Below are 25443 nucleotides of genomic sequence, written 5' to 3' on the forward strand. Positions count from 1 at the left end.
GGTGCGTGTCCGTCGTGTAAAACCTGAGGAGCGCCGCCGTGACGGAGCCCAGCACCACCCGCCGGACGCCACCCGGCCGGCCCCGCGTCGTCTCGGCCGACGCGCTCGCCGCGCACCTGGACGGGCGCAGCCCGCGCGCTGTCGCGGCGTCCGTCGCGCGCCTGCTCCGGGCCGGCGAGCTGCGCCCCGGGGACCGGCTGCCGACCGTGCGAGCCCTGGCCGCCCGGCTCGGCACGTCACCCGCGACCGTCGGCTCGGCGTGGCGCGCGCTCGCCGACGTCGGGATGGTGGCCCCGCGCGGACGCGCGGGAACCTTCGTGCTGCCCGAGCCCGCGAGCTGGCTGCCGCCCGGCTACCGTCGGCTCGCCGACGGCGCCCGACGGGAGCTCGACCTGTCCGCGGGCACGCCGCACCCGTCCCTCCTGCCCGACCTGACCGCGGCGCTCACCCGTGCCGGCAAGGAGGCGGGCGCCACCGCGGACAGCTACCTGGCACCGCCCGTGCTGCCCGAGCTCGAGACCCTCCTGCGGGCGAGCTGGCCGTTCGCCCCCGAGCGCGTCACCGTCGTCGACGGCGCGATGGACGGGGTCGCGCGGACGCTCGAGCAGGTCGCGGGATTCGGGGACAGGGTGGCCGTCGAGGACCCGGGCTTCCCGCCGGTCTTCGACCTGCTCGACCAGCTCGGCTGCGAGCGCGTCGCGCTCGAGCTCGACGGCGCCGGGGTCACGCCCGGGTCGCTCGACGCGGCGTTGCGGGCGGGCGTCGTGGCGGTGGTCCTCCAGCCGCGCGCGCACAACCCGACCGGAGCGAGCCTCACGCCGACCCGCGCGCGCGACCTCGCCGCCGTCGTCCGCCGGCACGACCCGGGGGTCCTGGTCGTCGAGGACGACCACGCGGGGGAGATCGCCGCGGTGCGGGACGTGAGCGTCGGCACGTACCTGCCCGGCCGGGTCGTGCGTGTGCGCTCGTTCTCGAAGTCGCACGGGCCCGACCTGCGGATCGCGGCCCTCGGCGGTCCGGCGAGCGTCGTCGACGCCCTCGTGGCCCGCCGCATGCTGGGACCCGGTTGGACCAGCCGCCTCCTGCAGCGGGTCCTCGCGCACCTGCTCACCGACGCGCACGCCGTCGACGCCGTCGCCCACGCGGCCCGCATGTACCACGCGCGCCGCCGTGCCCTCGTCGACGCGCTCCGGGCCGAGGGCGTGGCGCTGCCGGACGGTGCCGGCATCAACGTGTGGGTGCCCGTGGACGACGAGTCGCGCGCCCTCGAACGCCTCGCGGCAGCGGGCGTCCGCGCGGCGCCGGGGTCGCCGTTCCAGCACGGCCGAGAGGACGCGCCGCCGCACCTGCGGGTCACGATCAGCGGGCTGGACGGCGACGCGGAGCGGCTGGCTCGGCTGCTCGCGGTCGCGGCGAGGCCGGACGGCGCGGCGGCGACCCGGTGAGAGCGACCGTGACCCTCGACGCCCGTTCACCGTGAGTTCACCGCGTGGTCGAGGGGGGCGGGTTGGATACCTCACACCCGACCGGCCCTTCGTGAGACAGGCGAGATGAACCGCAACCTCAAGAACGTCCCGCTCGTGCGCGCCGCGGCCTGGCGTGTCCGCGCCCTCGACAAGCGGCTGTTCGGCCGCGCCTCCCGGCTCGCGGCCGACCGCGACCGTGGTGCCGGTCGGGGCCGCTACGCCGACGACCTCGCGCTGGCGCGCGCCGAGTGGCGCGACCAGGGCCCGACCCCGGCCCTGGTCGAGCGGGCGCGCTCGGCGACCCGGAACTCCGTCGCGTGGACGCTGCTCCCCACGAAGCTGTGGCTCGTGCTCTGCGGGGTGCTGCTCGAGGCGGGGGACCGCGAGACCGCCGGGCGGCTCGTGCGCACCCTCCTCCTCAAGCGGCCCGACGACGCCGACCTCCTCGCGGCCTGCCTTCCGGTGGCGCGCTTCGCCCGCGAGCTCGGGGTGCCGAGCGGCGATGTCGCGCGCGCCGCGGAGACGGCGGACGTGCTGGCCGCGAACCTCGAGGCGGACGTCTTCGGCGCGCTCGTAGCGGGGCGCACGGTCGCCGTCGTCGGCAACGGGCCGGGCTGCCTCGGTCGCGGACTGGGGGCCGAGATCGACGCGCACGACCTCGTCGTCCGGTTCAACAACTACCCGTCGGGGTACGAGGCGGACTACGGCGCACGCACCGACGTCTGGGTGCGCGGCGCGCACCGGGACGTCCGCGACCGTCCGGAGATCGAGAGCCTCCGGCTCGTCGTCTGGGAGATGGACTTCTTCCGCAACCTCCTCGAGCTGCCCGAGCACGGCGACGTCCTCCACCGCGACACGCAGTTCTCTCCCGACAAGGTCACGCACGTCGGGACGGCGTCCAAGCAGGCCCTGCGCGAGGCGTCCGGTCTGCTCCTGCCGACGAGCGGTGCGCAGCTCCTGTGGCGGCTGCACGAGGCACGGGGGGGCCTGGAGGGTGTCGACGTGTACGGCTTCTCGACGGTCGACGGCAGTGAGGAGCTCGGGCACTACTTCGACTCCCTCGGGGACATGGGCAACCGGCACGACGCGGACGGCGAGGGCGCGTTCCTGCGGTCGCTCCTGTCCGGCGAGCCCGGGGCGGACGATGCCGACCTCGGCCCGGACGAGGTCACCGTGGTGAGCTGCGCCTACCGCCGGTACGACCCGGCCACCGGGAAGACGGGGGGCCCGGGCGGCGTGCTCGCCACCCAGCGGCTCGCGCTCGGCGAGGAGCACCGGGGCCGACGCCTCGCGTACGTGTTCGACGAGGGCGGCAAGGGGGCGCTGCGCGACCGCCTGTCCGTCCAGCTCACGGGCCTGAGCGCCAAGGTCGCCGACGTCGTGCTCGGTGCCGAGCACGTCCGCGTCGCTCCCGAGGTCCTCCGGGCCCGCGCCGAGGGCCGGCGGCTCCTGCTCGTCTGCCACGAGCTCGGCAGCGCCTACGGTGCCTACCTCCTCGGCGTGCCGTACGTGCTCGTCTACCACCAGCAGGGCAGCACGCTGCAGGAGATGCGGTCGCTCGGCCGGCTCCCGACGCCGCACGAGACGCACGTCGCCGACCGGCTCGAGCGGCTCGTCCTCGAGAACGCGCAGAAGGTCTACTTCCCGAGCCTGGGGGCACGCGAGGCCTACCGGTCGACGTCGCGCATCGACGACGCCGGGCACGTCGCCTTCGCCGACACGGCCCTGTACAACACGGTCTCGGCGGTGGACCACGGGGACCGTCCCGCCGACCGCAGGTCGCTCCTGACCGAGCTGTCGCGCGAGCTGCACCTGCCCGCCAAGGACGCGTCGACCGACGTCTTCGTGAGCGTCGGCGACTACAACAGCGACAAGGGGCTCGACCGCGTCCCCGCGCTGCTCGACCGTTACGCCGAGCTCACCGGGCGCACCGTCGTCTGGGTCGCGGTGGGTGCCGTCGGCGACCGGGCGCAGTTCCTCGCGTTCCGCGACGCGCAGAAGGGCCGGCGCTTCACGGCCCGGCTCGTCGGTGAGCGCATGGAGCACGACAAGCTCCTCGCGCTCCTCGACTACGCCGACTACTACGTCATGCTCCACCGCAGCTCGATCTTCGACCTCGCGACGCTCGAGGCGATGCGGGCCGCCAAGCCGCTCGTGCTCTCGCCCGTCGGGGGGAACCTCGAGGTCGACCTCGACGGGAACGTCCTGTTCGTCGACGAGGGCACGCTCGACGACGCGTGCCGGGTCCTCGAGCATCGCGACCGCGTCGCGTGGGGCGAGCGCAACCGCGCCGTCTTCGAGGAGCACTTCTCGCTGGAGCGCTTCGCCGAGCGCTACCGGGCGATGCTCGACGAGCAGCTCGACGCGCTGCTCGACCCGGTCGCGTCCGACGCGGCCGAGGGGCGGGCGTGGTGAAGCGCGCGCTCTGGATCACGTGCGGACCCCGCGGCAACGCGGGCGACGCCCTGCTCCACGAGGTCACGCGCGCGCTGTTCGACGGGCTCGTCGAGCTCGACTTCCGGCACGTGAGCGACGCCGCCTACCTGCGCCGCGGGGACAAGCGCACGGACAACGTGATCATCGGACCGGGCGGCCTGTTCGTGCAGACGAACTCGTCGCGCCACCTGCACGCCAAGCTGGCGAAGCAGTGGGACGAGTTCGAGCGCAAGACGTTCTTCCTGTGGTCCACGGGCGTGCTCCAGCAGCCGACCGAGGACGAGGCGGCCGCCGTCCGGAGGGTCACGTCCCGCGCCCGCCGGATCGTCGTCCGGGCGACCAAGGAGGCCGAGCTGCTCCGCAAGATCGGCCCGGTCACGGACCCCGAGTGGGCGCCGTGCGCGTCCCTGTTCACCGACCGTCTCCTGGACGTCCCGAACCGGACCCGCGACGTCGTCGTCGTGAACCTCGACGGCTTCCTCTTCACGGCGGAGAACGCGGCGACCCACCCGCTGCGACGGTTCGCCCGCCACGCGAACGCCCAGGGGCTCGAGGTCCGCTCGATGGTCAACGCATCCGGCGACTTCAACCCGTGGCTGCTCGACCTGTTCCCCCCGATCGAGATCGACGCCGCCCGGTTCAAGGCCGCCCTGGACCCGTCGCTGCCGGGCCCCGAGTTCCACCGGCGGTTCAACGAGGCCCTCGCCGCGCACCCCTCGTACGGCGCCCGGTACACCGACTGCCGGTTCGCGTTCGGCAAGCGGCTGCACGGCTGGCTGCCGTTCCTCGCGTTCGACAAGCCCGCGGCGTTCGTCGGGATGCAGGCGCGCCGTGGGATGCCGCGCGACTACTTCGGCGACGACACGTTCCTGTGCGCCGTCCCGCGCCGCAACCCGATGTCGCAGGCGCAGCTCGACGCCACCGCCGACGGGATGATCGCCAAGCTGGACGAGTTCGTGGCCCACGAGGACGTGCTCGCCGCGCGCGTCGCGGAGCGTCGCGAGGAGCTCTGGGTCCAGCTCCAGGGACAGGCGAGGGCGCTCGCGGACGCACTCGTCTGAGCCGACCCGTTCTACTCGGCGTGGAGGTCTGCGGTCGTCGTGCGGATCCGGGCGCCGAGGGCGCCGGCGACTGCCACACCGAGCGTCCCGGTCCCAGCGAGCGCGACGGCCGCAGCCAGTGGCGGCCAGTACAGGCCTTCCTGCAGCCCGGACACGGTGAGGTAGGTGGTTCCGAGCAGAAAGCTGACGACAACGGCCGACCCGAGACCGATGGCCGCAGGCAGGACGAACTCCACGACCTGCGCGAGGGTGAGCACCTTCTGCCCGACGCCGAGCGCGCGAAGCATCGCGACGTTCCTGCGCCGCTCGCGCGCACGGTCGAGGACGGCGATGACGAAGCCTGCCGTCGCGAGCAGGAAGCCCGTGAGCACGCCGTACCGGATGATCCCGGCTTGCACGTGGTACGTCGCGAGCTTGTCGAGATCACGTGTCTCGACTTGGGCGACGGCGGTCGGTCCGAGTCGGGCGACCGCGTCCTGGAAGTCACGGATCGCGTGGTCGTCTGTCGGCAGCGCGTAGACGAGCTGGGCTCCAGCCGGCCAGCCTCCTGACGGTGGCCCGGTGACGACGAGCGCATCGTTCTCGAGCGCCGCGATGCCCTGACCCATGAGATGCGGAAACCGCAGCTCGGCGGCGGGGATCGTGATGCGCGTGGTGCCTGCACCGGTGGCGACGGTGATGGCGGTGCCCACCGGCAGCTGGTTCGACCAGAGTGTGTTCTCGGTCGACGCCGTGCGGTAGACCTTGCCGTCGCGGCACTCTCCTGCCGTCGTGGGCTCGATCGTGGTCAGCGTCGCGCACGACACGAAGTAGACGGTGACGCCGAGCTGGATCGCCGCAGTACCGGGGTCGCTCGACGGAGCCTCGTCGGGGGCGAGGCGTGGCGTCGAACGGATGGAGCCGATCATCGCGGTTGCCGGCAGATGGACGACAGCCTGCCGAGACGCGGCTGTGAGGGTCGAGGTATCGAGGGTTGCGACCTGGACAGGCGATGGCGAGCCCGCCGACAGCTTGACGTCGCGGAGGACAGCGAAGCCGGTCCCTGCGACGAGGACGAGCGCGATCGCCGCGCTGAGCGCCCGTACGGTGCTCGAGGCTTCGGCAGCGAGCCGCCGCGCGCCGAGCCGCACGGACAGTGTCCGGGTCTGCTCCGCGAGCTGGTCGGCGGCTCGCTCCGCGATCGGCCTCAGACCGAGGACCAGCCCGGTCACAGTGAGTGCGCCGACGCCCAGCAGAAGGACGGACGCGTGCCCGATGCGGGGGTCGAGCCGTGCGGCGACGAGATAAGCCGCAGCCAGGACGCAGCCGGCGACGAGCGGTGCGGCACGCCACAACGACGTGTGGTCGGCGCCCCTCGTCCGACGCGGCGCGCGCCTGGGAACAGCTCCGGCCCGGCACAGCCGGCCGACCGCCCAGGGGATGACCACGAGCAGTGCGACTCCGGCCCACCGGGGTACCGCCCCGTCGCTGACGAACCACCGGAAGCCGGGAAGGTTCGACCCGGCGAGCGGACCCTGCAGGGCGTGGTAGGCGAGCAGGGCGAGCGTGGTTCCCACGATTCCTGCGAGCCAGCCTTCGAAGGCTGCGACGAAGGCCAGCTGACGCGATGACACTCCGACCAGCCGGAGTGCGCGGGTGCGGCGTGCGCGCGTCGCAGAGCTGAGCCGCGCGGCGATCGCGAGGAAGACGAGCGCGGGAACAGCCACGAGGAGGAGCATCTCGACGAACGCGGTCGTACCCGAGACCTCGGACGCCCCTTGGCTGCGCGGTGCACCCCATCCCGCTGCGGGTTGCTCGTCGGCGGCGATCGAGGTCTCGTCGACACCCACGTAGGCGATGAGGTCGTCCGGGTCTCGCAGGCCCGCGCTGGTCATGAGACTGGGATCGGACTCCAGCCCGAGGCGCTCGGCGAGGTCCGGGTCGGACCGGACCAGGCGTGCGAGCGCCGGTGAGATGCACGAGCGGCCGGTCGCAGGGAGCAGGGCGCAGCCCGGTGGGGCGAGTGCCGCCAACGTGCGTCTTCCGGCGTGCTCCGGTGCAGCGACGAGGACGCGGTCGAGTGGTCGCAGGCCGATCGAGTCGTCGATCTCGTCGAGATGGAACGCCGCGGGTCCGTGGAAGACCGCGATCGACTGGCGCTCCGCGACACGCGCGGAACGCTCGCCCAGCGCATTCGTGACCGCCCAGCTTCCGAGCAGCGCGAGCAGGGCGAGGGCGACGCCGAGCACCATCAGCGCCAGGCGGACGACGGACGAGCGCCCGCCGCCGCGCAGCAGCCGGAGACTGAGGCGGAACGTCATCGAGAGAGCACCTCGTCGGTGCAGAACCCGTCGCGCACGAACACCCGTCGGTCCGCAGCAGTCGCGACCTTGTCGTCATGGGTGACGAGCACGATCGAGCTTCCGGTGTCGCGCGACAGCTCGACGAGGGCGGACAGCACGGTGTCGGTGTTCGCGCTGTCGAGCGAACCCGTGGGTTCATCGGCGAAGACCACGGCCGGTCGGTGGACGAGGGCGCGCGCGACGGCGGCGCGTTGTGCCTGCCCACCGGACACCTGAGCCGGGTAGCGGCCTCCCAGGTCGCCGATACCCAGACGTTCGAGGAGCTCCGCGACCCGACGGCGGGTGTCACGTCGTCCGGCCTTGAGGAGCTCCAGCGGGAGTGCGACGTTCTCGGCGAGCGTCAGCTCGGGGACGAGCTCCGAGAACTGGAACACGAACCCGAAGTGCTCTCGCCGTACCGCCACGAGGCCCGCGTCGTCGAGAGCAGTGAGCTCGATATCGCCGACGAGCACCTGTCCCGAGCTCGGCCGGGCGAGTCCGGACAGGCAGTAGAGCAAGGAGGTCTTGCCTGACCCGCTCGGGCCGACGAGTGCCACCACCTCGCCCGGAGCGACGGTCACGCTCGCGCCGGCGAGCGCGACCGTCGCGCCGTAGGTCAGGGTGAGACCTGTGCCGCTGAGACTCACGAGTTCACCGATGGCCTTCCGTCAACGTGGTCAGCGCTCGAGCTTGTCGCTGGCCTTGCAGAGGTCGGAGACCAGGGTGCCGCGGTCCTGGCAGGCCTGCACCCAGCCGTAGTTCACGTACAGGTCGCCGGGTGCATAGGAGTACATGTTCTCGGACTGGCAGGAGCTGTTGCCCTTCTTGTCGTACGTCTTCGAGCCGTAGCCGTAGCCCTCGACTTTCGCGTGCACGAACACCGAGTTGCCGTCGGCCGATGTGTCGCAGATGTTGCCCGGATATCCGAGCCCGCCGTCGTTGGTGCCCGATGCGTAGAACACGTAGCTGCCAGAGAACTTGACTCCCGTCGTCGAGAGCGTGAGCGGGTGCGAGGTCGCCGCCACCGCGACCACGGTTCCGACGGCCAGGCACGCGGCTGTGGTGACGGCGACGAACGCACCGCGCTTGAAAAGAGACTTCATTGTCAAACCCCCTAGATCGCTGCTGCCTCGCTCAGGATCCGATGCCCTGAGCGTCCTTACGGGGGGGGGGACTATACACACGCTGTGCAGTGGTCCGTGCCAAGTGTCCGTAATCGGCGCTGTGGCCCGATGGTTGTCGGCGCTCAGAGGCGCACCACGCCCGGTGCCAGGCACACGATCCCGACGACGGCGCCCGCGCAGATCACGGCCAGCCCGGCGAGCTCGCCGCGCGTGAAGGCGCGGCGGCCGGCCTCGTGGCAGGCGCGCGCGAAGAGCACGCTCGCGGGTGCGTACACGACGAGGACCACGAGCAGGTATGCGGGCCCCACGGCGACCAGGAGGAACAGGGTGTAGGCGGTCGCGAGGACGGCGACGACGGTCTCGGCGCGGCGTGCGTCGTGCACTCCGACGCGGACCGCGAAGCCAGTGGCGAGCACGTAGGAGACGATCGCGAGCGTGGTCGTGAGATCGAGCGCGAAGTCGAACGCGTCGGCGGACAGGAGCGTCACGAGGAGCAGCACCTCCGCGGCCATCCGGGTCCAGGCGAGGTACGCGCCCAGCACCGACACCACGAGCCCGACGCTCACGAGGACCGAGCCCCGGCCGCCGACCGCGGCCTCGAGCACCCCGGCCATCGACGGCTGCCGCAGCCCCGCGAGCTCCTCGCGCGGCAGAATCCCGTACGACACGACGGACACCGACGCGAACAGCGCGAGCACCGACACGAACCCGAGGACGGTCGCGCGGCCGACGTCGCGCCGTCGACGGGCGTGGCGGGAATAGACGCTCGCGCCCTCCACGCCGAGGAACACGAACACGGTGACGAGGGTGACCCCGCTGAGCTGTGAGAAGAACGACCCGGGGACGGTGGCGCGGACAGATTCTCGGCGAGCACGTGCGGGTCGGGCAGCATGGCGCACAGGACCACGAAGACCACGATGGGCACGACCTTCGCGACCGTAACCACGCGGTTCACGACGACCGCCCCGGTCACCCCGCGGCGCACGAGCGCGAACACGGCCCACAGACCGACGCTCGCGAGCGCGACGGCGAGCACCGAGTCGCCCTGCCCGAGCGCGGGGAAGGTGGCGCCCAGCGTCGACATCACGAGCACCTAGTAGGTGACGTTGCCCGTGCACGCGATCGCCCAGTAGCCGACGACCGACAGGAAGCCGGGGTACTCGCCGAAGCCCGTCTTCGCGTAGGCGTAGATGCCGGCGCCGAGGGCGGGCCGCCGGACCGCGAGCGTCTGGAAGACGAGCGCGAGCGTGAGGGTCCCGGCGCCCGCGACGGCCCACGCCCCGAGCGTGCCCCAGACGCCGGTCCGCTCCGTGAAGCGGGCCGGGAGCGAGAACACGCCCGCGCCGACCATCGAGCCGACGACCATGGCCGTCAGAGCGCCGAGCCCGACCGTCACCGTCTGGCTCCCGGACGACGAGGCGCCGTCCATCAGACCTCCCTGCGCGGGACGCCCGCCCGTCCCCCAGTCCGGTCCGGAAGGTGACCGGGGGCACGACGGCGAGGGTCAGGACGTGCGGTCGGCGCCGATCCGCCGCACGACGAGCAACGTCGCGTCGTCGGTGGACTGAGGGTCACGGACCTGCGTGACGAGCTCGTCGATCGTGGCGGCGCTGCGCTCCGACACCGCCCGAGCGAGCCGGGACATGCCCTCGCGGACCGACTCGGTGCGGCGCTCGACGAGCCCGTCGGTGAACAGCGCGAGGAGGCCGCCCGGTGGCACCTCGCCGGTGCCGACGGCGACAGCCGAGGACCCGACGCCCAGCGGACGCGTCCCGAGCTGCCCCAGCCACTGCGGCCGCCGCTCCGCGTCCGCGACGAGCCCCGGCAGGTGACCCAACGAGGCGTACTCGAACGTGCCGTCGTCGGGACGGAGCAGGACGACCGCGAGCGTCGCGACCTGGTGCGGCATCGTCCATCGGGCGAGAGAGACGAGGTCTTCGAGGGCGCCCCGGAGCGAGGTCGCCGTGATCAGCGCCGTCCGGAGGCCGCTGCGCAGCTGTCCCATCGCGGCCGCGGCATGGAGCCCGTGACCGGTGACGTCGCCGACGACGAGTCCGAGGCGACCGTCCGGCAGGCCGAGGGCGTCGTACCAGTCGCCGCCGACCAGACCGGTGCCGGCGGCGTCGTAGCGGGCGTCGAGGGCCCAGCCGGCCGGCTGCGGCAGCACGTCGGGAAGGAGGCTGCGCTGGAGCGACTCCGTCGCGCGGACCTCGCGTCGTCCGCGGCGGTAGAGCACCTCGACGAGGTGCCGGCGCAGTGCCCGGGCCGACTCCAGCTCGGACGTCGACCAGGCGGCGCTGCGCCCGCCGACGATCTCCCGCCACCGCTCGAACGACTTGCGGGGGCTCAGACGGACCTCCGCGCCCTCACGTCGTGCGATCGCCTTGTTGTGCGGGTCTCCGCCCCAGTCGACGGTCCGCTGGACCTCGCCGCGCAGCCACATCACCGCCTGCCCGTCGGGGAGCGCGACGGCGAGGACCCCCGCCACGCCGGGGAGCGCCGCCGCGACGTCGGGGGCGTCGCGAGCGAGCGAGTCGGTGGCGACCACCTCGCCGCCGTTGCGGGCGACCCACGCGAGCAGGGGCGCCGCGCCGTCGGCGTCGGGAGCCTCCCCGCGGCCCGTCACCCGGCCCTCCGCCGCGACGACGGCGCCGTCCGCGCCGAGCGCGTCGACCAGCCGGTCGTCCTGCGTGAGCAGCGTCGCGAGGGGAGCGTCCTCGTCGGTGCTGGTGGCGACCAGGTCGGCGAGGAGCGCTGCCGACCTCGTGGTCGCGGCGGCACGCTCCTCCTCGGCCTGCGCGACGAGCCGCACCGACAGCGTCGAGCCGAGGAACTCCGCGGCGCTGCGGACCTCGTAGGACGGCTCGTGCGGTCCTGCGTAGTGGTGGCAGGCGATCAGGCCCCACAGCCTCCCGTCCCGCAGGAGCGAGATCGACATGGAGGCGCGGACCCCCATGTTGCCGAGGTACTCGAGGTGGATCGGTGAGACGCTGCGCAGGGTCGAGTAGGTGAGGTCCAGCGGCTGACCGGTCGTCGGCAGGTCGGTGGGCACGACCGGCACGGCCTCGTAGCCCACGTCCGCGATGAGCCGGATCCAGTTCTTCTCGTACAGCGCCCTCGCCTGGGCGGGGATGTCGGACGCCGGGTAGTGCAGGCCGAGGAACGCGTTGAGCGCCGGTGTCCTGGCCTCGGCGACCACCTCGCCGTTGTAGTCCCGGTCGAAGCGGTAGATCATCACGCGGTCGAAGCCGGTCAGGGCCCGCACGTGGCGTGCGGTCGCCTCGAACAGGGCGTCGAGGGTCGCGGCCCGCTCGAGGTCCGCGAGAGCCCCGCGCACGCGTCGGTAGCTGTCGGAGAACCCGAGCGTCCGGTCCGCGTCGCCGGGCTCGAGCTCGACGACGAGGACGCCGCCGCTGCCGTCGGGCAGCGGCGGCCGGTGGAGGACGGCGTCGAGCCGGCGTCCAGGCGCGTGCGGCGTGCCGACCTGCACGGGGTTGTGGGACGCGAGGTCGCCGCGGCCGCGTGCGTGCTCGAGCAGGGCGTCTCCGTCGTCGCCGAGCACGTGGCGCAGCGGCCGGCCGAGGGCTTCCTCGTGGCCGGTGCCGGTGAGGTCCCGCAGGTTGGCGGAGGCCTGGAGCACCGCGCCGTCGGTCTCGTCGACCACGACCAGCGCGCCCCGAGGCTGGATCAGCCCGGGGATGTGGATCGGTTCGCGCTCGCAGTTGTCCAGGTCGACCGGTTCGCCGGGAGCCAGGAAGGGTCCCGGCTCGGCGTCCGTCGGAGAGGTCACGAGGCCTGCCGCTCGGAGGCGTCGAACCGGGCCCACACGTGCTTGTCCTGTCCGGTCACGTACGACCCGACGTCCTGCGCGAGGCGCTGGACGAGCACGAGCCCGAAGCCGCCCTGCCCGGGGTCGCGCCCGACAGCCACGCTGGGCGGAGAGTCCGCCGCATGGTCGACCGCGTCCACCAGGTACCCGGAGGCGTCGGCGAGGAGGCGCAGCCGTGCGGGCTTGCGACCATGTCGGAGCGCGTTGGTCGCCAGCTCGCTCGCGGCGATCACCAGGCGCTCGACGTCGACGGCCGGCCGGCCGGCCAGGACGCCCTCCTCGAGCTGCTCGCGCAGGCCCGCCCGGGCACGCGCGAGGTCCGCCAGGGTGTCCAGCTCCCAGGCGCCGATCTCCCGGAACGGCGCGGGCGCCGTCCGGGTCGCGATCGTCACCGTGCCTGCCTCAGGCGTCGAGCACGAACAGCTCGGTGACGTTCGCGAGCTCCAAGAGGTCGCGGACGTTCTCCCGTGCGCCGACGATCCGCGGGCGCTCCTCGCACGACGCGGCCGCGAGGTAGAGGAGCCGCAGGCCCCCCGAGTCCATGAACGTGACGTCCGACAGGTCGAGCGACACCGTCGTGTGCCTGCTGAGCGCGGTGGCCACCGCGGGGTCCGTCGCCTCCGCGACCGCCGCGTCGACCTCCCCCCACATGACCCAGTGGGCGCCGTCGCGCTCGATGCGGATGCCACCGGTGGTGGGCTGCGGCATGGGTGTTGCTCCTCGGTGTGTGCGACACGTGGACCACGGTTCTCGAGTCCTCGTCGCGCCGCAACTCTAGCGGCCCTCGCCGTCGTCGAGCGGCTAGGATGGTGGGACAGGCGTCGACCCGGCCATCACCGGCGAGCCTCCGGAAGAACGGCCCGCCCCGCGCGGCGCGGCCCAGTAGAACCGGACGGGAGGGCCCGTCACAGCCTTGAAGGAGCGGTCGTCGGAGCGCCGGCGACAAGCGGGGTGGTACCGCGGTCCGCCGCGCCGGGTCACCGGTCGTCGGGTCGTCCTCGCACGAGCACGACCCAGGTCCACCCAGGCTTGCCGCCCTTCGATCGTCCAGGAGCCGAACCCCATGGCCCACTACCCCCAGCACCGTTCCGGTGACGACGCGCGCGTCCCGGCGTCCCCGAACCTGCCCGACGTCGAGCGGGGCACCCTCGCCTTCTGGAAGTCGGACGGCACGTTCCAGGCGTCGATCGACCAGCGGCCGGCGGGCGACGAGGGCAGCAACGAGTTCGTGTTCTACGACGGACCGCCGTTCGCGAACGGCCTGCCGCACTACGGCCACCTGCTCACGGGCTACGTCAAGGACGTCGTGCCGCGCTACCAGACGATGAAGGGCCGCCGGGTGGAGCGGCGCTTCGGCTGGGACACCCACGGCCTGCCCGCGGAGCTCGAGGCGGAGCGGATCCTCGGGATCACGGACAAGTCGCAGATCGACGAGATGGGCGTCGCCGCGTTCAACGAGGCGTGCCGCACGTCCGTGCTGAAGTACACGAAGGAGTGGGAGGAGTACGTCGAGCGGCAGGCCCGCTGGGTGGACTTCGAGCACGACTACAAGACGCTCGACGTCACGTTCATGGAGTCGGTGCTGTGGGCGTTCAAGCAGCTCTACGACAAGGGCCTCGCCTACCAGGGCTACCGCGTGCTGCCGTACTGCTGGCGCGACGAGACCCCGCTGTCCAACCACGAGCTGGGCATGGACTCCGACGTGTACCAGTCGCGCCAGGACCCGGCCGTGACGGTCGGCCTGCGCCTGGCGGGTGCGCGCGAGGGCTCGCCCGCGGCCGCGCTGACGCCCGACGTCCGCGCGGCCGTCGACGGCGCCCTCGTGCTGATCTGGACCACCACCCCCTGGACGCTGCCCTCCAACCTGGCGGTCGCCGTCGGGCCGGACGTCGACTACGTCGTCGTGCAGCCCGAGGACGGGTCACCGTTCGCGAGCGAGCACCCGGGGGAGCGCGTGCTGCTGGCTCAGCCGCGGCTCGGGGCGTTCGCGCGCGAGCTCGGTGAGGAGCCGGCGGTCCTCGCGACCGTGCGCGGCGCGGACCTCGCGGGCGCGGCGTACCACCCGCCGTTCGACTACTTCGTCGGGCACGACAACGCCCACCAGGTGCTCGTCGCGGACTTCGTCACGACCGAGGACGGCACCGGCGTCGTGCACCTCGCGCCCGCGTTCGGCGAGGACGACATGGCGGCGTGCGACGCGGCGGGGATCCGGCCCGTCGTCCCCGTCGACTCGCGCGGGCGCTTCACGACCCAGGTGAGCGACTACGCGGGCGAGCAGGTCTTCGACGCGAACCCCATGATCATCGCGGACCTCAAGCGCGTCGCCGGCCCGGTCGGCCGTCGCGCCGCCGACGAGCGTCCCGTGCTCGTGCGCCACGAGACCTACCAGCACTCCTACCCGCACTGCTGGCGCTGCCGAAACCCCCTGATCTACAAGGCCGTCTCGAGCTGGTTCGTGCGCGTGAGCCAGTTCCGCGACCGCATGGTCGAGCTCAACCAGGAGATCTCCTGGACGCCCGAGCACATCAAGGACGGGCAGTTCGGCAAGTGGCTCGAGGGGGCGCGCGACTGGTCGATCAGCCGCAACCGCTACTGGGGCTCACCCATCCCGGTCTGGCAGAGCGACGACCCGGCCTACCCGCGCACCGACGTGTACGGGTCGCTCGCCGAGCTCGAGCGCGACTTCGGGCGCCTGCCCACGAACGGGGCGGGCGAGCCCGACCTGCACCGCCCCTTCATCGACGAGCTCACCCGCCCCAACCCGGACGATCCCACCGGCCGCTCGACGATGCGCCGCATCCCCGACGTGTTCGACGTGTGGTTCGACTCGGGCTCGATGCCGTTCGCCCAGGTGCACTACCCGTTCGAGAACACCGACTGGTTCGAGCACCACTTCCCGGGGGACTTCATCGTCGAGTACGTCGGGCAGACGCGCGGCTGGTTCTACCTGCTCCACGTCCTGTCGACGGCGCTGTTCGACCGGCCCGCGTTCCGCTCGTGCGTCTCGCACGGCATCATCCTCGGCGACGACGGTCGCAAGGCCAGCAAGTCGCTGCGCAACTTCCCCGACCCGATGGAGATGTTCGACGCGTACGGGTCCGACGCCGTCCGCTGGTCCCTCATGAGCAGCCCCGTGCTGCGCGGGGGGAACCTCGTCGTCGCCGAGGAGAACATCCGCGACGCCGTCCGCCAGGTCCTGCTGCCGCTGTGGAGCACGTACTACTTCTTCACGCTGTACGCCGGGGCCGCGAACGGCGGGGACGGGTACGTCGCGAAGACGGTCGGGGCCGACGGCGGCAGCTCGTCCGCGGGGCTGGGTGCGCTCGACCGGTACGTCCTCGCGCGGACCAGGTCGCTCGTGGCTCGCACCACCGCGCTCCTCGACGCGTACGACGTCGCAGGCGCGTGCGAGGCGGTGCGCGAGCACCTCGACGTGCTCACCAACTGGTACGTGCGCACCCAGCGGGACCGGTTCTGGGCCGAGGACCCCGCCGCGTTCGACACCCTGTACACGTCGCTCGAGCTGCTGACCCGCGTCATGGCGCCGCTCGCGCCGCTCGTCACGGAGGAGGTGTGGCGCGGGCTCACGGGCGGGCGCTCGGTGCACCTCACCGACTGGCCGACCGTGGAGGAGCCGGCGCTCGCGGGCGTCGGTGACGAGGCCACCGACGCGCTCGTCACGTCGATGGACGAGGTCCGTGCCGTCGTCTCCGCCGCGCACGGTGTGCGCAAGGCGCACCAGATGCGCGTGCGTCAGCCCCTCGCGACGCTGACCGTCGTCGTCGCCGACCCCGAGGCGCTCGCCCCGTACACCGACCTGCTCGCGACCGAGCTCAACGTCAAGGCCGTCGAGCTCGGCGGGACGTCGGACACCGGGTCCGGCGCGCCTGCGGCCCGCTTCGGGATCAGCCAGCGGCTCGCGGTCAACGCGCGCGCCGCCGGCCCGCGTCTCGGCCGCGGCGTCCAGGCCGTCATCAAGGCCGCGAAGGCGGGGGACTGGTACGTCGCCGACTCGTCGGACGACGCACGCGTCGTCGTCCGCACGCCCGACGGCGAGGTGCCGCTCGAGCCGGCCGAGTACGAGCTCAGCACGGTCGTCGGGGGTGGCGAGGACGGTGGCGCCGCGGGCGAGGACAGCGTGGGCGCCGCGGTGCTGCCGGGTGGCGGGTTCGTCGTCCTCGACCTCGTGCTCGACGACGCCCTGCGCGCCGAGGGCTACGTCCGCGACCTCGTGCGTGCCGTGCAGGACGCCCGCAAGGCGGCCGGGCTCGACGTCGCGGACCGCATCGACCTGCGCGTCGAGGTCCCCGCCGAGCGCCTGGTCGACGTCGAGAAGCTCGGCGAGTTCCTCGCGTCCGAGACGCTCGCGACGAGCCTCGACCTCACGTCGCTGCCGGACGCCGCACAGGACCGGACCCCGGTCGTCGTCGTGAGCCGGGCGGTGCGGGCGTGAGCAGGCGCAAGGGCGGCGACGCGGCCGACGCCGTCGACGGTGCGGCCGCCCGGGCCGACCTCGACCGGATCTGGGCGCACATCGTCGCGCGGGCGCCCGAGCACGAGATCAACCCGTCCCTCGACCGGGTCCAGCGCGTCATGGAGATCCTCGGCGACCCGCAGCGTGCGTTCCGGGCCGTCCACGTGACCGGCACGAACGGCAAGACGAGCACGGCGCGCATGGCCGAACGGCTCGTGCGCGAGCACGGCCTGCGGACCGGGCTGTTCACCAGCCCGCACCTGACGAGCGTGACCGAGCGCATCCAGATCGACGGGGAGCCCATCAGCGCGCAGCGCTTCGTCGACACCTGGAACGACGTCTTCCCGTACGTCCAGATCGTCGATGCCGAGCTCGTGGGCGAGGGGCGCGCGCGGTTGTCGTTCTTCGAGGTGCTCGTCGTGCTCGCGTACGCGGCGTTCGCGGACGCGCCGGTCGACGTGGCCGTCGTCGAGGTGGGCATGGGCGGCGAGTGGGACTCGACGAACGTGCTCGACGCGGAGGTCGCGGTCATCGCGCCCGTCGCGCTCGACCACCAGGCGTGGCTCGGCGACACGATCGAGGAGATCGCCCGCACCAAGGCGGGCATCATCAAGGACGGGGCCACCGCGGTTGTCGCGACGCAGGTCGAGGAAGCCGCGGAGGAGATCGCCGCCGTGGCGCAGGCGCGTCACGCCCGCCTGCTCCGCGAGGGCGAGGAGCTCGCCGTCGTCGAGCGGACCGTCGCCGTCGGGGGGCAGCTGCTCACCCTGCGCACCGCGGGCGCCGTCTACCAGGACGTGTACCTGCCGCTGTTCGGCGAGCACCAGGCGCACAACGCGCTGCTGGCGCTCGCGGCGGGCGAGGCGCTGCTCACGGGCGGTCGTGCGCTCGACGGCGCGGTCGTCGAGGCCGCCTTCGGGGACGCGACGTCCCCGGGGCGCCTCGAGGTCGTGCGGTCGTCGCCGACGGTCGTGGTCGACGCGGCGCACAACCCGGCCGGTGTCGACGCCCTCGTCGCGGCGCTCGACGAGGCGTTCGCGTTCACGCGGCTCGTGGGCGTCGTCGGGATCCTGGGCGACAAGGACGCCGAGGGCGTCCTCGCGGCGCTCGAGCCGGTGCTCGCGGAGATCGTGGTCACGCAGTCGTCGTCGCCGCGCTCGACGCCGCCCGACGAGCTGGCGGAGATCGCGAACGACGTGTTCGGCGAGGACCGCGTGCACGTCACCGAGACGCTCGCCGAGGCGCTCCAGGTCGCCGTCGACCTCGCCGAGGCGGGCGACGAGACAGGGGTCGGCACGGGCACGGGCGTCCTCGTCACGGGCTCGGTGATCATGGCCGCGGACGCCCGCATCCTCCTGGGCCGCGGCTGACGGCTGCACGTTCTCCCAGGCGTCGCGCGCGAACGCGCGCTCCGGTGTTTGATGGAGGCAGACGGCGGGCACGGCGGGGGCGGCGCGCCGGCGAGGTCGCCCTGGGAGCCTCCGGGGCGCTGGACCACTGCCACGGAGGGCGAGCACAGTGAAGAAGCTGCTGAACGATCCTGCTGACGCCGTCGTCGAGTCCGTCGAGGGCTTCGTCGCGGCGCACTCCGACATCGTCGAGGCGCACTACGACCCGATCTACGTGAGCCGCGTCGGCGGCGCGGTCGAGGGCAAGGTCGGGCTGGTCTCGGGCGGCGGGTCGGGACACGAGCCGCTGCACGCCGGGTTCGTCGGGCAGGGCATGCTCGACGCCGCCGTGCCGGGCGCGGTGTTCGCCTCGCCGACGCCGGACCAGATCGCCCCCGCGCTCGTCGCGGCGAACGGGGGAGCGGGCGTCCTCGCGATCGTGAAGAACTACACGGGCGACGTCCTGAACTTCGAGACCGCGGTCGAGCTGGCCGAGGCGGAGGACGTCGAGGTCGCGACCGTCATCACCAACGACGACGTCGCCGTCGAGGACTCCCTGTACACGGCGGGCCGGCGCGGGGTCGCGGGCACGGTGTGCGTCGAGAAGATCGCCGGCGCCGCGGCGGACCGGGGCGACGACCTCGCGGGGGTGGCCGCCGTGGCGACCCGCGTCAACGCGAACGTGCGGTCGATGGGGGTCGCCCTGACCGCCTGCACGGTCCCGGCGAGCGGCAAGCCGAGCTTCGACCTGCCCGACGACGAGGTCGAGATCGGCATCGGGATCCACGGCGAGCCGGGTCGGCACCGCATCAAGCTCGAGCCCGCCGACGCGATCACGCAACGCCTCCTCGACCCCGTCGCCGAGGATCTGCACCTCGCCTCGGGCGAGAACGTGCTCCTGTTCGTCAACGGCATGGGCGGGACGCCGTCGTCGGAGCTGTACGTCGTCTATCGTCAGGCGCGCAAGCTGCTCGAGGCACGGGGCGTCGTCGTCGCCCGGTCGTTGGTCGGCAACTACGTGACCTCGCTCGAGATGCAGGGTGCGTCGGTGACCGTCCTGCGGCTGGACGACGAGCTGACCGGCCTCTGGGACGCCCCCGTCCACACGGCCGCGCTGCGTTGGTGACGCCGGCGGGCCAGGCTGTACCCGGGGGCGCGCGAGCGGGGACGACGAGAACGAGGAGGGCGGCATGGCGGCCGACGTGGCATGGGCGCAGCGCTGGGTCCGGGAGACGGCGCGCAGCATCGCGGCGAACAAGGAGGAGCTGACCGAGCTCGACCGGCAGATCGGCGACGGCGACCACGGGGAGAACATGAATCGCGGCTTCACCGCGGTCGTCGCGAAGCTCGACGCGCTCCCCGAGCCGCCGGCGCACGTCTCCGACGTGCTCAAGCTCGTCGCGACGACGCTGATGTCGACGGTCGGGGGCGCGGCAGGCCCGTTGTACGGCACGGCGTTCCTGCGGGCCGCCAAGGTGGCCGACCTGCCCGAGCTCGACGGCCGTGGCGTGGTGGCCGTCCTCGAGGGTGCCCTCGAGGGTGTCCAGGCGCGCGGCAAGGCGACGGTCGGCGAGAAGACGATGGTCGACGCGCTCAGCCCCGCCGTCCAGGCCGCGGTGCAGGCGGCCGACGGGGGCGGGGACGCGCGCGCCGTGTTCGCTGCGGCGGCCGAGGCCGCGCAGAAGGGCGCCGAGGGGACGATCCCGCTGCTCGCGACCAAGGGCCGTGCGAGCTACCTGGGCGAGCGGAGCATCGGCCACCAGGACCCGGGGGCGACGTCGACGGCGCTCATCCTCGCGGCGGGTGTCGTCGCGTCGGAGACCGCGCCATGACGGACCCCGACACAGCCCGCACCGCGACGGCGCTCGTCCTCGTCTCGCACTCCGACGAGGTCGCGCGCGGCACCGCGCGCCTGGCCGCGCAGATGGCTCCCGCGGTGACCATCGAGACCGCGGGTGGCCTGCCCGACGGTGGCTTGGGCACCGACTTCGACCGCGTCCAGGAGGCGATCGGCCGGGCCCTCGCGGCGGCCGACGGCGTCGTCGTGCTGGCTGACCTGGGCTCGGCGATCCTCACCGTGGAGTCGGTGGTCGAGTTCCTCGAGCCCGACGACGCAGCCCGCGTCCACCTGGCGACGGCGCCGTTCGTGGAGGGAGCGGTGGCGTCGGCCGTGGCGGCGAACGGGGGAGAGGACGCGGACGCCGTCCTGCGCGTCGCCGAGGACGCGGGACGGTCGTTCGGCCCGACGGCGAGCTCCGGACCGCCCTCGAGCAGGGAGGCCGGTCCCGGTCCCGGTACGTCCGAGGTGCTCCGGCGGACCGTGACGATCCGCAACCCGCTCGGCCTGCACGCCCGCCCGGCCGCCGAGCTCGCGCGCACCGCGTCGGGCTTCGACGCCGAGGTGACGGTGGGCGGGGTCGAGGCTGCGAGCGTGCTCGAGCTCATGGGGCTCGGTGCGACCGGCGGGCAGGAGGTCGAGGTCACCGCCAGCGGGCCGCAGGCGCACGAGGCCCTCGACGCCGTCGCCGGCGCGATCGAGGGCGGCTTCGGCGAGGCCTGACCCCGCGCCGAGGCAGTCCTCCGCCCGGGGTGGGGGTGCTTCGCGGGTGGGCACCGGCCTCGTGTCGTCCCGCCCGTATCCTGGAGGGGTGAGCAGCGCCCCCTCCGACGGTCCCGCACGGCCCGAGCCCCAGCGTCGCACCCTGCCCAAGGACGTGCCGCTGCCGGGCGACCGGATCAAGCCGCGCGCCGCCGCCAAGCCGCAGTTCACGCAGACCGTGCTGCTGCTCGAGGCGTTCGTCGTGTTCTTCTGCACCCTGGTGGCGTACGGCCTGCGGACGGTCCCGAACGCGTGGCCGCTGTTCGACCCGCCGAGCGGCGCCGTGATCTGGACGGTCGGCCTCGTGCTGTCGGTGGCCCTCCTCGTCCTGTCCCGCCTTGTGACGGCCCCCGGCGGGTACCTCGCGGGCACCCTTGTGCAGCTCCCGGTCATCGCGGGTGGCCTCGCCGTGCCGTTCATGTTCCTCGCGGGCGGCATCTTCGCCGTGCTCTGGGTGGCCGCGCTGCGGCTCGGTGGCCGCGTCGACGCCGAGCGTGCGGCGTACGACGCGGAGCACCCCGAGACGGCCCCGAACGTCGAGCCGAAGGCCCGCGGGCGCCGTCGGGCGGGCGCCCGCCCGGAGGCCTGAGCAGGCCGGGAGCCGCGCGGGGCGCCGTCGTCGCGCCGGTAGGGTGTGGCCCATGAGCACGCCGAACAGCACCGAACGCACCCTCGTCCTCGTCAAGCCCGACGGCGTCCGCCGCGGCCTCGTGGGGGAGGTCCTGCGACGGATCGAGACGAAGGGCTACACGCTCGCCGCCGTCCAGCTGCTCACCGCCTCCGACGACCTGCTCGCCGCGCACTACGCCGAGCACGAGGGCAAGCCGTTCTACGGCCCGCTCGTCGAGTTCATGAAGTCCGGGCCCGTGGTCGCGGTCGTCGCCGAGGGCCAGGGCGTCATCCCGGGCTTCCGCTCGCTCGCCGGCGCCACGGACCCGACGGCCGCCGCACCCGGCACGATCCGCGGCGACCTGGGCCGCGACTGGGGCCTCAAGGTCCAGCAGAACCTCGTCCACGGCTCCGACTCGGTCGAGTCGGCCGAGCGCGAGATCGGGCTCTGGTTCCCCGGCCTGTGACGGGCTCGCACGAGCCGACCCGGCGTGGGGTCGGCGTCGAGGTCCCCGGAATCCCGCGCCTCCCGAACTAGGCTCGGCGTCGTGCACCTCAAGACCCTCACGCTGCGCGGGTTCAAGTCGTTCGCGTCGGCGACGACGCTGCGGTTCGAGCCCGGCGTGACGTGCGTGGTGGGCCCGAACGGCTCCGGGAAGTCGAACGTCGTCGACGCGCTCGCCTGGGTGATGGGCGAGCAGGGGGCCAAGTCGCTGCGCGGCGGCAAGATGGAGGACGTCATCTTCGCCGGGACGGCGGGGCGCCCGCCGCTGGGCCGGGCCGAGGTCTCGCTCACCATCGACAACGCCGACGGCGCGCTGCCGATCGAGTACTCCGAGGTCACGATCAGCCGCACCCTGTTCCGCAGCGGGGGCAGCGAGTACGCGATCAACGGCTCGTCGTGCCGCCTGCTGGACATCCAGGACCTCCTCTCCGACTCGGGGATCGGTCGCGAGATGCACGTCGTCGTCGGGCAGGGGCAGCTCGACGCCGTGCTGCGAGCCACGCCCGAGGAGCGCCGCGGGTTCGTGGAGGAGGCCGCGGGCGTCCTCAAGCACCGCAAGCGCAAGGAGAAGGCGGTCCGCAAGCTCGACGCGATGCAGGGCAACCTGACGCGGCTCGCGGACCTCACCTCCGAGGTGCGGCGTCAGCTCGGCCCGCTCGGCCGCCAGGCCGAGGTGGCACGCAAGGCGCAGTTCATCCAGGCCGACGTGCGCGACGCGCGGTCCCGGCTCCTCGCCGACGACCTCGCCCAGGCGCTCGCGTCGCTCGAGCAGGACCTCGCGGGAGAGACGGCGTTGCGCGAGCAGCAGGCGCGCGTCGAGGGGGACCTCGGCGCCGCGCGCGAGGCGCTGACCGCGCTCGAGCAGCAGGCCGCCGCGGCGAGCCCGGCCGTCACCGAGGCCAACGACACGTACTACCGCCTCTCGTCGCTGCGCGAGCGGCTGCGGGGCACGCAGACCCTTGCGGCCGAGCGGCTCCGGCTGCTCGGCACCGCGGAGCCCGTCCAGCGCGGCACCGACCCCGACGACCTCGACGCGCAGGCCGCCCGCGCCCGCGACGCGGAGCGCGAGCTCACGTCCGAGGTCGAGCTCGCGCGGGCGGCGCTCGAGGCCGCCGTCGCGGCACGGTCCGAGGCCGAGGAGGTTGCGGCGGCCGGCGAGCGCGCGCTCGCGGCGCTGCAGCGTGCGTCCGCCGACCGGCGCGAGGGGCTGGCCCGGCTGTCCGGCCAGGTGGCCGCCCAGCGGAGTCGCGTCGAGGCCACGCAGGCCGAGCTGGGGCGGCTCCGTGAGGCGGTCGCCGAGGCGGAGCGGCGCGGCACGGAGGCCGGTGCGCGCTTCACGGAGCTCGAGGCGAAGGTCGTCGGCGACGAGGCCGGCGAGGTCGACCTCGACACCGAGCACGAGGAGGCGGCCAGGGACCTCGAGGCCGCGGTCGCGCGGGTCACCGGGCTCAAGGAGCAGGCCGCCGAGGCCGAGCGTGACCGGACGCAGTGGTCGGCGCGCGTCGAGGCGCTCGAGCTGAGCCTCGACCGCAAGGACGGTGCGGGCGCCCTGCTCGCCGACGACCGTCCGGGCACCCTCGGCTCCGTCGCCGCCACCCTCGCCGTCGAACCCGGGTTCGAGGACGCCGTCGCGGCCGCCCTCGGTCCCCTCGCCGACGCCGTCGCGGTCGAGTCCCTCGACGCCGCGGTCGACGCTCTGCGCTGGCTGCGCGAGCAGGACGCCGGACGCGCGGCGCTCGTCGTCGGGGAGCCCGGCGCCGCAGGCCCCTCCCGCCCCGACGGCGTCGCCCTGCCCGACGGCGCACGGTGGGCCACCGAGGTCGTCACCGCGTCACCAGGGGCGCGGCCGGGTCTGGACGCGCTGCTCGCGGACGTCGTCGTCGTGCCGGACCTCGCCCACGGGCGGGCCCTCGTCGCGGCGCACCCCGCGGTCCGCGTCGTGACGCTGGGCGGCGACCTGCTCGCGGGCGCGCACGCCGCGGGCGGGTCGGCGTCGTCGCCGGGCGTCCTGCACCTGCAGGCCGCGCTCGAGGAGGGGCGCCACGCGCTCGAGCTCGCGGTCGCGGCGGGGGAGCGGGCGCGGTTCGAGCTGGCCGGTGCCGCCGACGCGGAGGAGTCCGCGCGTGCTCGCCACGACGAGACCCTCGCGCGCCTCAACGAGTCCGACGCGCGCCTCGCGGCCGTCGCCGAGGAGCTCGGGCACCTGGGCGCGACGGCCCGTGCGGCGCGCGCCGAGGCGGAGCGCGCGGGCGAGCGGCTTGCGACCGCGGAGGCGTCGCTCGTCGAGCAGGAGGAGGCGCTCGCGGCGCTCGCGGCCCGGCTGGAGGCCGCCGAGCTCGCCCCCGAGGAGTCCGAGGACGCGATCGACGCGGCGACCGACGAGCGTGACGCCCGGGCGCAGGCCGCGACCGCCGCACGCCAGCAGGAGACTGAGGCGCGCCTGGCGCTGCGCACGAGCGAGGAGCGGGCTCGGGCGCTGTCGGGGCGTGCCCAGTCGCTCGCCCGGGCGGCCGCCGCCGAGCGCGAGGCCCGCCGCGTCGCCGCCGAACGGGAGCAGGCTCGTGCGGTCCAGGCCGCCCGCGCCCAGGCCGTCGGCACCGGTGCCGGCCTCGCGCTCGCCGCCGTCGAACGCGCCGTGGCGCAGGCCGCCGACGAGCGCGCGGCGGCCGAGGCGGCCCGCGCCGAACGGGAGGCGGGTCTGGTCACCGCGCGGGCCGACGTCGAGCGGCTCACCGCCGAGCTCCGGGAGCTCACCGACGTCGCGCACCGCGACGAGGTCGCCCGCGCCCAGCAGCAGCTCCGCGTCGAGCAGCTCCAGCAGCGCGCCGTCGACGAGCTCGGCGTCGACCCCGAGGTGCTCGTCGACGAGTTCGGCCCGCACCGGGCGGTCCCCGTCCTCGACGCCGCGCCCGCGCCCGACGACGACCCCGACGCCCCGCCGCGCGAGGTCCCGTTCGACCGGGCCGAGCAGGAGAAGCGCCTGCGCACCGCCGAACGCCGTCTCGGGCAGCTAGGGCGCGTCAACCCGCTCGCCCTCGAGGAGTTCGCGGCCCTCGAGGAGCGCCACACCTTCCTGACCGAGCAGCTCGCCGACCTGAAGAAGTCCCGCGCCGACCTGCTCGAGATCGTCAAGGAGATCGACGAGCGCGTCGAACGCGTCTTCGCCGAGGCCTACGCGGACACCGCCGCCCAGTTCGAGCAGGTGTTCCCGCGGCTGTTCCCGGGCGGCGAGGGACGGCTCGTGCTCACCGACCCGTCGGACATGCTCGCGACCGGCATCGAGGTCGAGGCGCGCCCCGCCGGCAAGAAGGTCAAGCGGCTGTCGCTGCTGTCGGGCGGCGAGCGGTCGCTGACCGCCGTCGCGCTCCTCGTGTCGATCTTCAAGGCGCGGCCCAGCCCGTTCTACGTCATGGACGAGGTCGAGGCCGCGCTCGACGACACCAACCTCGGGCGGCTCCTCGAGATCTTCGCCGAGCTCCAGCGCGACTCCCAGCTCATCGTGATCACGCACCACAAGCGCACCATGGAGATCGCCGACGCCCTGTACGGCGTGACGATGCGCGGCGACGGCGTGACGACGGTCATCTCGCAGCGCCTGCGCTCCGAGGAGCCCGTCGGCGCGTAGGCGGCC

The 25443-nt window shown here is 73.8% G+C and carries 20 protein-coding genes; 12 read left to right on the plus strand and 8 right to left on the minus strand.

What is annotated here, in order from left to right:
- Positions 1–38 precede the first annotated feature (38 nt).
- The 3 genes from KDY119_RS06680 to KDY119_RS06690 all read left to right on the plus strand — a co-directional run bounded on the left by KDY119_RS06680 (position 39) and on the right by KDY119_RS06690 (position 4963).
- Positions 39–1445 (plus strand): aminotransferase-like domain-containing protein, encoded by a 1407-nt coding sequence (locus KDY119_RS06680; RefSeq protein ID WP_227994551.1) that lies wholly within the window; start codon positions 39–41, stop codon positions 1443–1445.
- A 105-nt stretch (positions 1446–1550) separates the two neighbouring features.
- Positions 1551–3881 (plus strand): glycosyltransferase family 29 protein, encoded by a 2331-nt coding sequence (locus KDY119_RS06685; RefSeq protein WP_153022094.1) that lies wholly within the window; start codon positions 1551–1553, stop codon positions 3879–3881.
- Positions 3875–4963, plus strand: a complete 1089-nt coding sequence (locus KDY119_RS06690) for a polysaccharide pyruvyl transferase family protein (RefSeq protein WP_036951620.1) — start codon at positions 3875–3877, stop codon at positions 4961–4963. The genes KDY119_RS06685 and KDY119_RS06690 overlap by 7 nt, the downstream gene beginning before the upstream one ends.
- A gap of 11 nt (positions 4964–4974) precedes the next feature.
- Here KDY119_RS06690 and KDY119_RS06695 read toward each other — a convergent pair whose 3' ends face one another.
- From KDY119_RS06695 to KDY119_RS19340, 4 genes are all read right to left on the minus strand, one after another.
- Positions 4975–7263 (minus strand): FtsX-like permease family protein, encoded by a 2289-nt coding sequence (locus KDY119_RS06695; protein ID WP_036951618.1) that lies wholly within the window; start codon positions 7261–7263, stop codon positions 4975–4977.
- Positions 7260–7931 (minus strand): ABC transporter ATP-binding protein, encoded by a 672-nt coding sequence (locus tag KDY119_RS06700; protein ID WP_036951615.1) that lies wholly within the window; start codon positions 7929–7931, stop codon positions 7260–7262. The genes KDY119_RS06695 and KDY119_RS06700 overlap by 4 nt, the downstream gene beginning before the upstream one ends.
- Positions 7932–7961: 30 nt before the next feature.
- Positions 7962–8387, minus strand: coding sequence for a hypothetical protein (locus KDY119_RS06705; protein WP_036951612.1), 426 nt, complete (start codon positions 8385–8387; stop codon positions 7962–7964).
- A gap of 143 nt (positions 8388–8530) precedes the next feature.
- Positions 8531–9205, minus strand: coding sequence for an amino acid permease (locus KDY119_RS19340; protein WP_322619638.1), 675 nt, complete (start codon positions 9203–9205; stop codon positions 8531–8533).
- Between the two features lie 93 nt (positions 9206–9298).
- Between KDY119_RS19340 and KDY119_RS19345 the strand changes: the two genes are divergently transcribed.
- Entirely contained in the window at positions 9299–9505 is a 207-nt protein-coding gene (locus tag KDY119_RS19345) for a hypothetical protein (protein WP_322619639.1), read from the plus strand.
- Here the strand turns inward: KDY119_RS19345 and KDY119_RS19350 are convergent.
- From KDY119_RS19350 to KDY119_RS06725, 4 genes are all read right to left on the minus strand, one after another.
- Positions 9502–9837, minus strand: a complete 336-nt coding sequence (locus KDY119_RS19350; protein ID WP_322619640.1) for an amino acid permease — start codon at positions 9835–9837, stop codon at positions 9502–9504. The genes KDY119_RS19345 and KDY119_RS19350 overlap by 4 nt on opposite strands.
- A gap of 75 nt (positions 9838–9912) precedes the next feature.
- Positions 9913–12198 (minus strand): SpoIIE family protein phosphatase, encoded by a 2286-nt coding sequence (locus KDY119_RS06715; RefSeq protein WP_153022095.1) that lies wholly within the window; start codon positions 12196–12198, stop codon positions 9913–9915.
- Positions 12195–12629 (minus strand): ATP-binding protein, encoded by a 435-nt coding sequence (locus KDY119_RS06720; protein WP_051136658.1) that lies wholly within the window; start codon positions 12627–12629, stop codon positions 12195–12197. Before KDY119_RS06720 ends, KDY119_RS06715 begins: the two co-directional genes overlap by 4 nt.
- Before the next feature lie 10 nt (positions 12630–12639).
- On the minus strand, positions 12640–12945 hold the full coding sequence (locus tag KDY119_RS06725) for an STAS domain-containing protein (protein WP_036951610.1): 306 nt from the start codon (positions 12943–12945) through the stop codon (positions 12640–12642).
- A 355-nt stretch (positions 12946–13300) separates the two neighbouring features.
- Here KDY119_RS06725 and ileS point away from each other — a divergent pair, with 355 nt between their 5' ends.
- From ileS to smc, 8 genes are all read left to right on the plus strand, one after another.
- Complete coding sequence (gene ileS, locus KDY119_RS06730; RefSeq protein ID WP_153022096.1) at positions 13301–16690, plus strand: isoleucine--tRNA ligase; 3390 nt, start codon at positions 13301–13303, stop codon at positions 16688–16690.
- Positions 16687–18081, plus strand: a complete 1395-nt coding sequence (locus KDY119_RS06735) for a bifunctional folylpolyglutamate synthase/dihydrofolate synthase (RefSeq protein WP_036951601.1) — start codon at positions 16687–16689, stop codon at positions 18079–18081. Before ileS ends, KDY119_RS06735 begins: the two co-directional genes overlap by 4 nt.
- Positions 18082–18229: 148 nt before the next feature.
- The gene (dhaK, locus tag KDY119_RS06740; RefSeq protein ID WP_153022097.1) at positions 18230–19225 is read left to right on the plus strand and encodes a dihydroxyacetone kinase subunit DhaK; all 996 of its coding nucleotides are present in this window, start codon (positions 18230–18232) and stop codon (positions 19223–19225) included.
- 64 nt (positions 19226–19289) lie between these two features.
- Positions 19290–19931 carry a dihydroxyacetone kinase subunit DhaL gene (gene dhaL / locus KDY119_RS06745; protein ID WP_036951594.1) on the plus strand — a complete coding sequence of 214 codons (642 nt, stop codon included), beginning with the start codon at positions 19290–19292 and terminating at the stop codon, positions 19929–19931.
- A complete protein-coding gene (gene dhaM / locus KDY119_RS06750) occupies positions 19928–20659 on the plus strand; it encodes a dihydroxyacetone kinase phosphoryl donor subunit DhaM (RefSeq protein ID WP_036951592.1) in 732 nt (243 codons plus the stop codon). The genes dhaL and dhaM overlap by 4 nt, the downstream gene beginning before the upstream one ends.
- An 88-nt stretch (positions 20660–20747) precedes the next feature.
- The gene (locus KDY119_RS06755) at positions 20748–21287 is read left to right on the plus strand and encodes a DUF4233 domain-containing protein (RefSeq protein WP_322619641.1); all 540 of its coding nucleotides are present in this window, start codon (positions 20748–20750) and stop codon (positions 21285–21287) included.
- A 52-nt stretch (positions 21288–21339) separates the two neighbouring features.
- On the plus strand, positions 21340–21774 hold the full coding sequence (gene ndk / locus KDY119_RS06760; RefSeq protein ID WP_036951589.1) for a nucleoside-diphosphate kinase: 435 nt from the start codon (positions 21340–21342) through the stop codon (positions 21772–21774).
- Positions 21775–21855: 81 nt separating this feature from the next.
- A complete protein-coding gene (smc, locus tag KDY119_RS06765; RefSeq protein WP_153022098.1) occupies positions 21856–25437 on the plus strand; it encodes a chromosome segregation protein SMC in 3582 nt (1193 codons plus the stop codon).
- Positions 25438–25443: the final 6 nt, after the last annotated feature.

This window comes from Luteimicrobium xylanilyticum (genome assembly GCF_009429125.1).
Taxonomy (GTDB): domain Bacteria; phylum Actinomycetota; class Actinomycetes; order Actinomycetales; family Cellulomonadaceae; genus Luteimicrobium; species Luteimicrobium xylanilyticum.